We start from the raw sequence: 12,679 nt of genomic DNA, 5'->3' as shown, positions 1-12,679 counted from the left end.
GACCTGCATGACGAGTACCGACCAGACGTCCGAGGTCGCCGCAGCCGACGCTGCCGCCCAGGTATCCGACGTAGTTTCCCCGGCTGCTGACCAGGCGCCGAACCCGCACGCCACCGCCGAGCAGGTCGAGGCGGCGCGCCACGACACCAAGCTGGCGCAGATCCTGTACCACGACTGGGAAGCCGAGAGCTACGACGACAAATGGTCGATCTCGTACGACCAGCGGTGCATCGACTACGCCCGCGGCCGCTTCGACGCCATCGTCCCCGACGAGGTCCAGCGTCAGCTGCCCTACGACCGGGCGCTCGAGCTCGGCTGTGGCACCGGCTTCTTCCTGCTGAACCTGATCCAGGCCGGCGTCGCCCGCCGTGGCTCGGTCACCGACCTGTCTCCGGGCATGGTCAAGGTCGCCACCCGCAACGGCAAGGCCCTCGGCCTGGACATCGACGGCCGCGTCGCCGATGCCGAGGGAATTCCCTACGAGGACAACACCTTCGACCTCGTCGTCGGCCACGCGGTGCTGCACCACATCCCCGACGTGGAGCTGTCGCTGCGTGAGGTCGTCCGCGTGCTCAAGCCGGGCGGCCGCTTCATCTTCGCCGGCGAGCCCACCACCGTCGGCAACTTCTACGCCCGTCACCTGGCCGACCTGACCTGGAAGACCACCGTCGCGGCCATGAAGCTGCCCGGCCTGGAGTCCTGGCGCCGGCCGCAGGAGGAGCTCGACGAGAACTCGCGCGCTGCCGCGCTGGAGTGGATCGTCGACCTGCACACCTTCGAGCCGGCCGATCTGGAGCGCATGGCCACCAATGCCGGTGCGGTCGAAGTCGCCACTGCCAGTGAGGAATTCACGGCCGCCATGCTGGGCTGGCCGGTCCGGACCTTCGAGTCGACCGTGCCCCCGGGCAAGCTCGGCTTCAAGTGGGCCAAGTTCGCCTTCGGCGGCTGGACCACGCTGAGCTGGTTCGACGCCAATGTGTGGCGCCGCGTCGTGCCCAAGGGCTGGTTCTACAACGTGATGATCACCGGGGTCAAGCCGTCCTGACGGTGTCCTTGACGGACCTGACGTTCCCGACGTGAGCGGGTATGCCTTCACGCTCGACGATGTCGCCTACCTGACCGGAGCCGGTCAGGAGGCGCTCGCCGAGGTGGCCGCCCGGCCCCTGACCGATGCCGGGCGGGTTTCCGACATCGCTTGGGCGCGTTCGCGTTTCGGCGACCGCGCGGCGGTGCTGGTCGAGACGGTCCTGCTGCGCCGCCGGGCCGCGGCCAAACTGGCCGAGCTCGGCGACGTCACCGGCTGGCTGTTCACCGACGAAGCGCTACAGCAGGCGACGGCCGGGGCCGTCGCGGTGCACCGCGCGCGCCGGCTGTCCGGCCGCGTCGTGCACGATGCGACCTGCTCGATCGGGACAGAGCTTGCGGCGCTGAGCAATTCGGGTGTTTCGGCGTCCCTCCTCGTCGGCAGCGATCTCGACGCGGTCCGGTTGGCCATGGCGCAGCACAACGTAGGCGACCGCGCGCAATTGTGCCGCGCCGATGCCCTGCACCCGGTGACCCGGGACGCGGTGGCGGTCGTCGACCCGGCCCGGCGCAGTTCCGGGCGCCGCACGTTCGATCCCCGCGACTACGCCCCGCCGTTGGACGAGCTCCTGCGGGTCTACCGCGGTCGCGACCTGGTGGTGAAGTGCGCTCCCGGCGTCGATTTCGGGCAGCTGGCCGAACTCGGATTCAGCGGCGAGGTGCAGATCACGTCGCTCGCCGGCAGCGTCCGGGAAGCCTGCCTGTGGTCGTCGGGCCTGACCGAGTCCGGGGTAACCCGCCGGGCCACCGTGCTGGACAAGACCGGCCAGGTGGCCGAGGAATTCACCGATGCCGACCCCGACGACTGCCCCTCGGCACCGGTGGGCCGGTGGATCGTCGACCCCGACGGTGCGGTCGTCCGTGCCGGTCTGGTGCGCCACTACGCGGCGCGCCATGGCCTGTGGCAGTTGGACCCGGCGATCGCCTACCTGTCCGGTGACGAGTTACCAAGCGGCACAAGGGGATTCGAGGTCATCGAGCAGATCGCCTACAACGAGAAGCGACTGCGTCAGGCGCTCTCCGCACACGGCGCGGCCGCCGTCGAGATTCTGGTTCGCGGTGTCGACGTCGACCCGGACACGCTGCGGTCCAAACTGAAGCTGCAGCGGCCGGGCGCACAGTTGTCGGTGGTGATCACCCGCATCGGCACCGGCGCCGCGGCCCGGCCGACGGCCTACATTTGCCGGCCGTCGCGCTGAACCGCCAGGTCGCAGTTCATGCCTGGTCCGGGTGGGCCTGCCAGGTACGCTGGAACCGGCGGCGATGTGCCGCCATTCATTCATCCCTCGGAGGATCCACCACATGCGCCTTTCCGCTCTCGCCGCAGTGATCGCTGCCTCAGGCGCGGTCGGTTGGCTCGGCATGCCTCTTGCGGCCGCGATTCCGGCCAAATGCTCCGATCTGGGCGGTGTCATCGACGGCTCACGGATGTGCCAGATTCGCGACACTTCACGCGGCTACGCGCTCAACATCAGCTACCCGATCGACTACCCGGACCAGCAGGCCGTCGTCGACTACATCACCCAGACCCGCGACGGCTACGTCAACGTCGCGAAGATGCCTGGGCCGCACGAGACGTCGTACGAGTTGGACACCACCGCGACTCAGTACACCGCGGCGATCCCGCCCCACAACACCCAATCGGTGGTGTTCAAGACGTTCCAGGACGTCGGTGGCGCCCACCCGCAGACCTTCTACAAGTCGTTCAACTGGGATCAGAACCAGCGCAAGCCGATCACCATCGACAGCCTGTTCGCCCCTGGCACGCAACCGTTTCCGGTGATCCTGCCGATGGTTCAGGGCGAGCTGGTCAGGCAGTCCGCGCAGCCGGTGCTGATGCCGCCGGCGGCCGGACTGGATCCCGACACCTATCAGAACTTCGCGATCACCAACGACTCGCTGATCTTCTTCTTCAGTCAGGGACAGGTGTTGCCGGAATCCGCCGGCGCGGTGCAGGTCACGGTGCCGCGGGCGCCGATCGAGGCGATGCTGGCCTGATCGGGCGTCAGGCCGGCGCGAAAGCGTACACCTGGCCGTCGCTGGTCGCGGTGACGACGCGCTTGTCGTGCCCGACGGACACCCCGACCGGCCATCCCGTGGCGCCCGGCAGCGGGTAGCTGTTCAGGGTGTGGCCGTCGGCGGGGGAGAAGACCAACAGCGCCTGGCCGGCCCGATCAGGATGGTCACCGTCGCGGACCACGACGTAGCCGACGTCACGACCGGCGCGGGTGGACGTCGTCAGCGGCTCGACGTCGTTGCGCGACCAGGCCACCTCGCCCTTGTCGCCCTTGTCCTTGACCGCGATGAGCTTGGTCTGGGGTCCGCCTCCGGCGACCACGAGGCCGTCCGGCGTCACCGATGGCGGCGTCTGCGGCTGGAAACCGAGGTTGACGGACCATTTGGCCTTACCGTCGGCGGAATTCACCGCCCACAGGTGCTGGTCGCGTCCGTTGACGTAGATGGTCTTGCCGTCGGCGGACAGCACGGGACTGGCGATCGGGCCACCGCCGACCGCGGTGCTGGTCCAGTCACGGGTGAGCAGCGGCGTCTGGCCCTCGTGGTAGCGCAGCCCCACGAGCGCGGGCGCGTCGCTGCCCGGTTGCCACAGCCCCAACACCACCATGTTGGTGTCGGCGGAGTACGCCGGCGCCGCGGCGATGGGGCAGGCCGCCTTGGCGGGCGCGCAATCGGCCAGGCCGCGCGCCGAGTCGGCCGGGTCGACGCCGTCGACCAGATCCAGCGGGGCGCCCACGGTCTGGCCGCGCTGCGCGTCGAACACCAGCACCTGGCCCAGGTGGGTCACCACCAGTAGCTGTCCGGGCGACAGGATGCGCGGCGTCATCGGCATCCCGATCACCGGCTGGCGCCAGCGAATCCACTGAGTCGGCGGGAACGACATGATGGCGCCGGGCTGGCCGACGTACATGTTGTCGAAGCCATCAAAAAGCGGCGAGGAGACTGGCCCCCCTGGACCCGGGCCCGGCCACAGCCGGGTGCACCAGCGCTGCCGGCCGTGCTCGTCGCTTTCCCAGACCATCAGCGAGCAACCGGTCGCCGACTGCGCGTTGATGGCCAGATAGCTGCCGGAGCCGAGGATCACCTGGGCGCCGAGGTTGCCCTTGGCCGACCGGGCCCAGTCCTGCTTCAGGCTGCTCGCTCCGGCCAGCGTGGTGAAACTGCTGTTGGCGGCGTCGCCGTACTGTGCCGGCCAGCCGTCCGACGGATGGGCCTTGACCCAGGAGTCGGTGTTGCTGCACCCGGCGATGGTCAGAGTGACTGCCGAGGTCAGCAGGGTGGCGGCGATGGTGGCCGTTCTCGCGGCAAGGCGGCGCATTCGGTGTGCAGGCATCGAGTCCCGAGACTAGCCCGAGACCGGCAAATGTCCGATTTCGCCTCGCGTAGGCTTTGCGGCCATGACGACGATGTGGGGCGCGCCGATTCACAAACGATGGCGAGGTTCGCGGTTGCGCGATCCGCGACAGGCGCGCTTCCTTACCCGTGAGTCGCTCACCTGGGTGCTCGAGAACAAGGCATACACCCCCTGGTACCTGGTGCGGTACTGGCGGCTGCTGAAGTTCAAGCTGGCCAACCCGCACATCATCACGCGCGGCATGGTGTTCCTGGGCAAGGGCGTGGAGATCCAGTGCACGCCGGAGCTGGCGCAGATGGAGATCGGCCGCTGGGTTCACATCGGCGACAAGAACACGATCCGCTGCCACGAGGGCTCGCTGCGCTTCGGCGACAAGGTGGTGCTGGGCCGCGACAACGTCATCAACACCTATCTGGACATCGAGATCGGTGAGTCGGCGCTGATGGCCGACTGGTGCTACGTCTGCGACTTCGACCACAAGATGGACAGCATGGAGCTGCCGATCAAGGACCAGGGCATCATCAAGGGCCCGGTGCGAATCGGTCCGGACACCTGGGTCGCCGCGAAGGTGACCATCCTGCGCAACACCAGCATCGGCCGTGGCTGCGTGCTGGGTGCCCACGCGGTGGTCAAGGGCGAGATTCCGGACTTCTCCATCGCGGTCGGCGCTCCGGCCAAGGTGGTCAGAAACCGCAAGCTGGACTGGGAGACCTCGGCGGCCGAGCGTGAAGAACTCGCGCGGGCCCTGGCCGACATCGAGCGCAAGAAGAGCGCCACCTGAGTTCGACTGCTCATCAGGCCGCGTAGTCGAGCGTGGTCATCATGCCCGCCTCCTGGTGATAGGCGTTGTGGCAGTGCAGCATCCAGTCGCCGGGGTTGTCGGCCACGAGGGCGACCGTCACCTGCTGCCTGGGCAGCACGATCAGCGTGTCCTTGCGAGGGCCGCGCCGGACTTCACCTGCACTGGCCTGCAACACCTGGAAGGTATGCCCGTGCAGGTGCATGGGATGCCACATGGTCGTCGAGTTGGTGAAGGTCATGGTGGCGCGCTGACCCTGACGCACGGTCAGCGGCTGCCGATTGTCGAACGACCGTCCGTTGATGCCCCAGTCGTACTTCATCATCGACCCGGTGAGTTCGGCAGTCAGCGCCACGTCCGGGGTCATGGGGCCGAGGTCGACGGCCTGTGCGGCTGTGAAATCGGCGACGGTACCGACGCGGCGAGTCAGCTCGGCGGGACGGAACGCGGGGTCCGGTGCGCTGCCGGCTCCGGTCGACAGCAGGGCACGCGCGGCGCCGTCCTTGCCCTCGGCCACGGCCACCAACGGGAAGACCCCGGAGCCGGCAGTGACGATGACGTCGTACCGCTCGCCCATGCCGAGCAGCAGTGCGTCGACGTCCACCGGGTCGATCGGGAAGCCGTCGGTGTGTGTGACGGTCATGCGGTGCCCGGCGAGGGCCACCCGGAATGCGGTGTCGGCGCCGGCGTTGATGATGCGCAGCCGGATGCGCTGGCCCGGCTTGGCGTTGAAAACCGTTGGTGCGGAAGGAATTCGGCCATTGGCGAGGAAGTAGGGGTACTTGACGTCGCCGGCGTCGCCCCCGAGCAGCGTGCTCGTCGCCATCGGCATACCGCCCATGCTGCTCATGTCGTGACCGCCCATGTCGCCCATGTCGCCCATGTTGTGTCCGCCCATGTTGGCCATGGCGCGCAGACCGTCGTAGATCTGCTGCGGTGACTTGCCGGCACCCGACGTCCAATCATCAAGGACCACAATCCATTCCGCGTCATAGCGAGCAGGATCGGCCGGGTCGTCGATGATCACCGGCAGGTACAGCCCGTAGTCGGTGTCGAGGCCGGTGTGCGGATGTGCCCAGTACGTGCCGGCATGCGGGGCGGAGAACAGGTACGTGAAGTCGTTGCCCGGCTTGATGTTCGGCGTCGCGGGGGATGCGCCGTCCATATCGTTGCGCAGCGCGATACCGTGCCAGTGCACCGACGTGTCGTGGTCGAGCCCGTTGGACACGCGGACCGAGAGCTCGTCGCCGACCGACGCGCGGACCAGCGGGCCCGGCACCTGGTCGCCGTACGCGAGCGTCTGCACGCTGACGCCGCCGAGGTCGACGGTGGCCGGCTGCGGGCGCAGTGCCACCGAGACGGTGCGGCCGGTGTGCGGACGGGCGGCCTCGGCCGCGGCGATGGCCTTCTGGTCGATGCCGCCGGCCGTAGCGGGGGGCGGCGTCTTGCTGCAGGCGGCAAGCGCGGAGGCGCCGGTGATGGCAGACGCGATCAGGAAACTACGGCGAGTGAACACCCTGCCGTTTGTACCCCCGGGGGGTATGGCGGTCAAGTGTCCAAAGTCCCCTAGATGGGACACCTCTCATCTAGGGGAGCGGAACTGTCCCTCTTCCAGGGAAAAGGGACAGTTCCGCGTCCTTTCGGCGGAGAACTCTCAGCCGCGGTCGGGCAGCGGCCGTTCGACGATGGCACGGCGCGCATGGGGCAGGCGCTCGCCACGTTTGGCAGCCAGGTAGACGTCCGAGGTCTCGGCGGCGACGGTCTGCCACGAGAAGTCATGGTTCAACCGGTCCCGGGCGGCCAGGGCCCGCTGCTGTGCACCCGCGGGGTCGTCGAGCACCTTGCGGACCGCGGACGCCAGTGCGCCGACGTTCCGCGGTGGGCAGGAGACGCCCGTCTTGCCGTTGATCACCGCTTCGCCGAGTCCGCCGACGTTGGACGTGACCAGCGGGGTACCGGCCGCGGCGGCCTCGAGTGCCACGATGCCGAACGGCTCGTAATGGCTGGGCAGCACGACGGCGTCGACCCGTTGCAGCAGCTCCAGCAGCTCGGAATGATCAACGCGGCCAACAAAATTCGTCACCTTGGTGACCTTGGCCTTGCGGGCCTCCTCGACCAGCCAGTCGTACTGGGTGCCATCGCCGGCGATGGTCAGCGTGGTGCCCGGGTGGGTGCGGCGGATTCGGGGCAGCGCGGCGATGACGTCGTGCACGCCCTTCTCGTACTCCAGGCGGCCGACGAACAGCAGCTCGGCCGGGCCGTCGTGCTTGCGCCGCATCGCGAATGGCCAGCCTGCCGTGTCGATGCCATTGCAGATCACGCTCACGTCGGGCAGCTCGGGTCCGAACAGCTCGGTGATCTCCTCGCTCATGGACACCGAGCAGGTGATCAGCGAGTCGGACTCGTGTACGAGCCACGATTCCAGCGCGTGCACCTGGCGGCTCACCGGGCCGGAGAGCCAGCCGGAGTGCCGGCCGGCTTCGGTGGCGTGGATGGTGGAAACCAGTGGCACGTCGAAGAACTCGGCCAGGGTGACGGCGGGGTGGGCGACGAGCCAGTCGTGCGCGTGGACGACGTCGGGGGTCCAGTCGCGCAGGCTCAGACCGGCGCGGACCATGGCGTGCCCCATGGCCAGCGTCCACGCCATCATGTCGGTGCCGAATGTGAACTCGTTCGGGTCAAGGGCCGCGGAGATCACCCACACGCCCTCGTGCACCTCATTGGTGGTGGGGTGGGTGCTGGGGTCGGTGCCCGCGGGCCGGCGGCACAGCACCACGACCTCGTGACCGAGGGCGGCCAGCTCGACGGCCAGATGGTGGACGTGGCGTCCGAGGCCACCGATCACCACGGGTGGGTATTCCCACGAGACCATGAGGATTTTCATCGTTGCCTTCTGCTCTTCGCGCAAGCGCTCATCGCGGCAACCTCCGGGCGTCCAGGGCGCCGAACAGTCCGTCGGCGCGGTTCCAACCTTCCGCGAGGTGCTGGGCCTGGTCGCGCCGTCCAGACGCGAGGGCACCGGCGATCTCCCGGGTGGCGTGCGCATGCAGATGCGCGCGATACCGAGCATATTCCGCCGCGGTGTCTTTGCTGACCATGAACGGCCAGTCGCTCGATACGGTCAGCAGGGCTTCGCGCAGGATCTGGTCGGCCACGCGGTCCCGCGCCGGGTACGCCGAATCCTGGGCCAGTGCCTTGTCCACCGTGGTCAGCGCGGTGTCTACGACCTCGGCGTTGAGCGTCACGAAGTCGGCGACCTGCTCACCGGACCAGACCTGCCAGTCCTTGCCCGAACCCCAGGAGCTCGGCGGCAGTTCTACCGGGGAGCCGACGAAGCCTCCCGAGATCGCGTCGGACAGGGTGCCGACCTGAACCCCGGCGGCCGGCAGCGCTCGCAATACCCGCCCGAGCCACTCCGGCCCCTCGTGCCACCAGTGGCCGAACAGCTCGGTGTCGAATGCGGCGACCACGTGGGCCGGGCGTCCGGTGCGCTCGGACTCCGAGATCAAGCGGCGCCGAACGGTATTCACGAAATCGGCGACGTGTGCGTCGATGGCGGCGGCGGCGCGCTCCGGCTCGTAGGGCGCTTTCGACTCCGACGGGACGGTGCGGCCGGTGACCCGCGCCGGCTTGAGGCCGGTGAGGTGGTCGTAGGTGTGGAAGTCGCGGTAGGCCGGGTGACCGGGGTAGCCGGACTTGGGGGACCACACGCGGTAGCTGACCTGTAGGTCGCGGCCGAAGGCGACGACGTCCGATTCGCCGACCGGACGGCCGAGTGCGGTGTCACCGTGCAGCGACGGTCCGTCGACCATGAAGTGGGTGACGCCGGCGGCCGCGTAGCCGGTTTCCATGCCGGGGGCGTAGGCGCATTCGGGTGCCCAGATGCCGCCGGGGGTGTGTGCGAACCGGGCGCCGGCATCGGCCAGGCCCTCGCGCAGCGCGAACTCCCGCAGCCGGGGGTTGAGCAGCGGCTGGAACGGATGCGACAGCGGGCCGCCGAGCAACTCGATGGTGCCGGCGCCGATGAGTTGGCGAAGCACCGGGCTGCCGCCGTGCTGCCAGTGGTCGGCGAATTCGGCGAGTGCCGCACCGGCCTGTTGGTGTTCATGAATGCCGAAGGCGCGCAACGCTTCCGGAGAGTTGAAGGTTTCCGGGGCGCCCTGCGGGAAAGTGCCATCACGGACGGTCGTGGCCTCCAGTGCGCGCAGCTGCCAGTTGGACAGCCACTGCTGCATGCCGGCCAGGCAGTACGGGTCGTCGAGCTGGGCGGTGACCACGGGCGTCATGCCCAGGGTCAGCAGGTGGCCGCGGCCTTCCTCGGCGAGCGTGCGTAGAACACGCGTCAGGGGCAGGTAGGCCGTCGCCCACGACTGGTACAGCCACTCCTCGCCGACCGGCCAACGGCCATGATGCGCCAGCCACGGCAGGTGCGTATGCAGCACCAGGGTGAACATCCCCGGCACTGAGCGCAGCGACCCGGGGTGCGGTCCGGACGAATCACTCACGGCCGCACCGCGATTGCCACCAGGTCGAGGCTGTCGTCGATAGCGACGCCGGCGGCACCGGCGTCCAGCAGTTCGAAATCGTCGATGGTCACCGCGGCCACGTCGGCCAGCAGGTCCGCGGGCCACGGTGCATCGGCCACGGCGCGGTCGATCTGTGCCTGGATGATCGAGCCGCCGTAGCGGGCGTCGAGCTCGCGCAGCGTGGCGCCGTGATACACGCCCAGCATGGCCTCCATGACGAAGCCCTGTTCGGTGAGCAGTTCGGTCATCTCGGCCGCGTTGAGTTCCCGGGTGTGGAACGGATTCAGCGGGGTGTCGCTGCCAGGGGTGAAGGTGATGCGGTTGGGCGTCGACATCAGCAGGAGGCCGCCCGGACGCAGCACCCGCAGGCACTCGGCGACAAACTGCCCCTGGTCCCAGAGATGTTCGATGACCTGAAAGTTGACCACCACGTCGACCGAGGCATCGGGGAGCGGCAGTGCGGCGAGGTTGCCGTGATGCATCTCGACCCGCGGGTAACGGGCGCGGATGTGCGCCACCGCGGACTCGTCGTAGTCCAGCCCGATCACTCGGCGCGCGACGTCGGCGATGAGGTCCGCGCCGTAGCCCTCGCCGGCGCCGGCCTCCAGCACGTCGCGGTCGCGGCAACGCTCGACCAGGCGCCGGTAGACCACCTCGTGGCGGCGGAACCAGTAGTTCTCCTCCGCCAGGTCCGGGACCGTGCGCTCACCGGTCAGTGGCATGACCGGCACGAGCGGTTCAGCCGACGGTTCGATCGGCTGGGTTTCGGAAAAAGTGCTCATTAGATAGGCAGGCTAGCCCAGAGTGGTACCGGAATTCCCGGGCCCGATCGGTTGGGCCGTCCCACCTGCTGGTTCTGCCATTTTGCCGAACCGCCCGGAGTGTGGTCAAGAAAACAAAAGGCGGCATCCTCGGGCTGCGCTCGACCAGCTATGGTGTTCCTGCGCCATGCCACATAAGTTACCGAGTAGTAACATGATGGTCGTTGCGTGAATCGTGAATGCCAGGCCGACGCCGGCCTCATCGAGGAGGACGAACCACACCCATGACGAACATCGTGGTCCTGATCAAACAGGTCCCTGACTATGAGTCGGAGCGCAAGCTCAACGACGGCGACTTCACCCTCGACCGCGAGTCCGCGGACGCGGTGCTCGACGAGATCAACGAGCGCGCCGTCGAGGCAGCGCTGCAGATCAAGGAGAAGGAAGAGGCCGCCGGCGGCGCCGGCACCGTTACCGTGCTGACCGTCGGACCGGAGCGGGCCACCGAGGCCATCCGCAAGGCCCTGTCCATGGGCGCCGACAACGCGGTGCACGTGAAGGACGACCAGATCAAGGGTTCGGACATCGTCCAGACCGGGTGGACCCTGGCCCGCGCCCTGGGCACCATCGAGGGCGCCGAGCTGGTCATCGGCGGCAACGAGTCCACCGATGGTGTCGGCGGCGCGGTTCCCGCGGTCATCGCCGAGCTGCTGGGCCTGCCGCAGCTGACCTCCCTGCGGAGCATCTCCGTCGAGGGCGGCAAGGTGACCGGTGAGCGTGAGACCGACGACGGCGTCTTCGGCCTGGAGGCTTCGCTGCCGGCCGTCGTCAGCGTCAACGAGCGCATCGGCGAAGCCCGCTTCCCGTCGTTCAAGGGCATCATGGCCGCCAAGAAGAAGCCGGTCACGGTGCTGACGCTGGCTGAGATCGGTGTCGAGGCCGACGAGGTCGGTGTCGCCAACGCCAGCAGCAAGGTGCTGTCGTCGACGCCGAAGCCGGCCAAGGCCGCGGGCGAGAAGATCGCCGACGAGGGTGAGGGCGGCAACAAGATCGCCGAGTACCTCGTTGGTCAGAAGCTGATCTAGCCCCCACCACACCGAAACTTCCAGAAAGACACAGAGGCAAATACGCATGGCTGAAGTACTTGTGCTCGTCGAGCACGCCGATGGTGCCCTCAAGAAGGTGAGCACCGAACTGATCACCGCTGCCCGTGTGCTCGGTGAGCCGTCGGCAGTTGTGGTGGGTGCCCCCGGCACCGCTGCTCCGCTGACCGACGCCCTCAAGGCCGCCGGCGCGGCCAAGATCTACGTCGCCGAGTCGGCTGACGCGGCCAACTTCCTGGTCACCCCGACCGTTGACGTGCTGGAGGCGCTCGTCGAGTCCGCCGGCCCGGCCGCCGTTCTGACTGTCGCCAGCACGGAGGGCAAAGAGATCGCCGGTCGTCTGGCCGCCCGCCTGGGTGCCGGCCTGCTGGTCGACGTCGTCGACGTCAAGGCCGGTGGCATCGGTGTGCACAGCATCTTCGGTGGCGCTTACACCGTCGAGGCGCAGGCCAACGACGTGCTCCCCGTGATCGCGGTCCGCCCGGGTGCCGTCGAGGCCGCCCCGGCCGCTGCCGCCGGTGAGGTCGTCAACGTCGAGGTTCCGGCCCAGGCCGAGAACGCCACCAAGATCACCTCGCGTGAGCCGGCCGTCGCCGGTGACCGTCCGGAGCTCACCGAGGCCAGCGTCGTGGTCGCCGGTGGCCGTGGTGTCGGCAGCGCCGACAACTTCGCGGTCGTCGAGGCCCTGGCCGACTCGCTCGGCGGTGCCGTCGGTGCTTCGCGTGCCGCGGTCGACTCGGGCTACTACGGCGGTCAGTTCCAGGTCGGCCAGACCGGTAAGACCGTTGCCCCGCAGCTGTACATCGCCCTCGGTATCTCGGGCGCCATCCAGCACCGCGCCGGCATGCAGACGTCCAAGACCATCGTTGCGGTCAACAAGGACGAAGAGGCCCCGATCTTCGAGATCGCCGACCTCGGCATCGTCGGTGACCTGTTCAACGTCGCCCCGCAGCTGACCGACGCCGTCAAGGCTCGCAAGGGTTAGGTTTCCCAGCATCCACAAAGGTGCCCCGGGACTTCGGTTCCGGGGCACCTTT

At 68.5% G+C, this 12,679-nt stretch carries 11 protein-coding genes; 6 read left to right on the top strand and 5 right to left on the bottom strand.

Translation table 11 applies throughout. The features are described 5' to 3' along the window. Positions 1–7 precede the first annotated feature (7 nt). The 3 genes from G6N59_RS05770 (at position 8) to G6N59_RS05760 (ending at position 3,081) form a co-directional block, all read left to right on the top strand. Positions 8–1,045 carry a class I SAM-dependent methyltransferase gene (locus G6N59_RS05770; protein WP_138231207.1) on the top strand — a complete coding sequence of 346 codons (1,038 nt, stop codon included), beginning with the start codon at positions 8–10 and terminating at the stop codon, positions 1,043–1,045. Between the two features lie 31 nt (positions 1,046–1,076). Then, positions 1,077–2,282 (top strand): THUMP-like domain-containing protein, encoded by a 1,206-nt coding sequence (locus tag G6N59_RS05765; RefSeq protein WP_138231206.1) that lies wholly within the window; start codon positions 1,077–1,079, stop codon positions 2,280–2,282. Positions 2,283–2,385: 103 nt separating this feature from the next. Then, positions 2,386–3,081: an esterase gene (locus G6N59_RS05760; RefSeq protein ID WP_138231205.1), complete on the top strand. Its 696-nt coding sequence runs from the start codon at positions 2,386–2,388 to the stop codon at positions 3,079–3,081. 7 nt (positions 3,082–3,088) lie between these two features. On the opposite strand, the gene G6N59_RS05755 is transcribed toward G6N59_RS05760, so the two are convergent. Next, positions 3,089–4,432 carry a BamB-related PQQ repeat family beta-propellar protein gene (locus G6N59_RS05755; protein WP_138231204.1) on the bottom strand — a complete coding sequence of 448 codons (1,344 nt, stop codon included), beginning with the start codon at positions 4,430–4,432 and terminating at the stop codon, positions 3,089–3,091. A gap of 64 nt (positions 4,433–4,496) precedes the next feature. On the opposite strand from G6N59_RS05755, the gene G6N59_RS05750 reads away from it, so the two are divergent. After that, positions 4,497–5,234 carry an acyltransferase gene (locus tag G6N59_RS05750; protein WP_138231203.1) on the top strand — a complete coding sequence of 246 codons (738 nt, stop codon included), beginning with the start codon at positions 4,497–4,499 and terminating at the stop codon, positions 5,232–5,234. A 13-nt stretch (positions 5,235–5,247) separates the two neighbouring features. Here G6N59_RS05750 and G6N59_RS05745 read toward each other — a convergent pair whose 3' ends face one another. From G6N59_RS05745 to G6N59_RS05730, 4 genes are all read right to left on the bottom strand, one after another. After that, positions 5,248–6,768 carry a multicopper oxidase family protein gene (locus G6N59_RS05745; protein ID WP_138231202.1) on the bottom strand — a complete coding sequence of 507 codons (1,521 nt, stop codon included), beginning with the start codon at positions 6,766–6,768 and terminating at the stop codon, positions 5,248–5,250. 138 nt (positions 6,769–6,906) lie between these two features. Beyond that, the gene (locus tag G6N59_RS05740) at positions 6,907–8,136 is read right to left on the bottom strand and encodes a glycosyltransferase family 4 protein (protein WP_138231201.1); all 1,230 of its coding nucleotides are present in this window, start codon (positions 8,134–8,136) and stop codon (positions 6,907–6,909) included. 28 nt (positions 8,137–8,164) lie between these two features. After that, positions 8,165–9,706 carry a 1,4-alpha-glucan branching protein domain-containing protein gene (locus G6N59_RS05735; protein WP_138231399.1) on the bottom strand — a complete coding sequence of 514 codons (1,542 nt, stop codon included), beginning with the start codon at positions 9,704–9,706 and terminating at the stop codon, positions 8,165–8,167. 47 nt (positions 9,707–9,753) lie between these two features. After that, a complete protein-coding gene (locus G6N59_RS05730) occupies positions 9,754–10,560 on the bottom strand; it encodes a class I SAM-dependent methyltransferase (protein WP_234884293.1) in 807 nt (268 codons plus the stop codon). A 263-nt stretch (positions 10,561–10,823) separates the two neighbouring features. Between G6N59_RS05730 and G6N59_RS05725 the strand changes: the two genes are divergently transcribed. Both G6N59_RS05725 and G6N59_RS05720 read left to right on the top strand, forming a co-directional pair. After that, positions 10,824–11,624: an electron transfer flavoprotein subunit beta/FixA family protein gene (locus G6N59_RS05725; RefSeq protein WP_138231200.1), complete on the top strand. Its 801-nt coding sequence runs from the start codon at positions 10,824–10,826 to the stop codon at positions 11,622–11,624. Between the two features lie 46 nt (positions 11,625–11,670). Beyond that, positions 11,671–12,627 (top strand): electron transfer flavoprotein subunit alpha/FixB family protein, encoded by a 957-nt coding sequence (locus tag G6N59_RS05720; RefSeq protein WP_138231199.1) that lies wholly within the window; start codon positions 11,671–11,673, stop codon positions 12,625–12,627. The last annotated feature ends 52 nt before the right edge of the window (positions 12,628–12,679 follow it).

The organism is Mycolicibacterium aubagnense, assembly GCF_010730955.1.
In the GTDB taxonomy this organism is placed as follows: domain Bacteria; phylum Actinomycetota; class Actinomycetes; order Mycobacteriales; family Mycobacteriaceae; genus Mycobacterium; species Mycobacterium aubagnense.
Note: the sequence above shows the minus strand (reverse complement) of the source record. Positions and strands in the feature narration are given on the sequence as shown.

Coding starts and splice junctions, on each gene's coding strand:
- G6N59_RS05730 (WP_234884293.1), bottom strand. CDS start 10,560: ATGAGCACTTTTTCCGAAACCCAGCCGATCGAACCGTCGGCTGAACCG.
- G6N59_RS05720 (WP_138231199.1), top strand. CDS start 11,671: ATGGCTGAAGTACTTGTGCTCGTCGAGCACGCCGATGGTGCCCTCAAG.
- G6N59_RS05770 (WP_138231207.1), top strand. CDS start 8: ATGACGAGTACCGACCAGACGTCCGAGGTCGCCGCAGCCGACGCTGCC.
- G6N59_RS05750 (WP_138231203.1), top strand. CDS start 4,497: ATGACGACGATGTGGGGCGCGCCGATTCACAAACGATGGCGAGGTTCG.
- G6N59_RS05755 (WP_138231204.1), bottom strand. CDS start 4,432: ATGCCTGCACACCGAATGCGCCGCCTTGCCGCGAGAACGGCCACCATC.
- G6N59_RS05760 (WP_138231205.1), top strand. CDS start 2,386: ATGCGCCTTTCCGCTCTCGCCGCAGTGATCGCTGCCTCAGGCGCGGTC.
- G6N59_RS05740 (WP_138231201.1), bottom strand. CDS start 8,136: ATGAAAATCCTCATGGTCTCGTGGGAATACCCACCCGTGGTGATCGGT.
- G6N59_RS05725 (WP_138231200.1), top strand. CDS start 10,824: ATGACGAACATCGTGGTCCTGATCAAACAGGTCCCTGACTATGAGTCG.
- G6N59_RS05735 (WP_138231399.1), bottom strand. CDS start 9,706: ATGTTCACCCTGGTGCTGCATACGCACCTGCCGTGGCTGGCGCATCAT.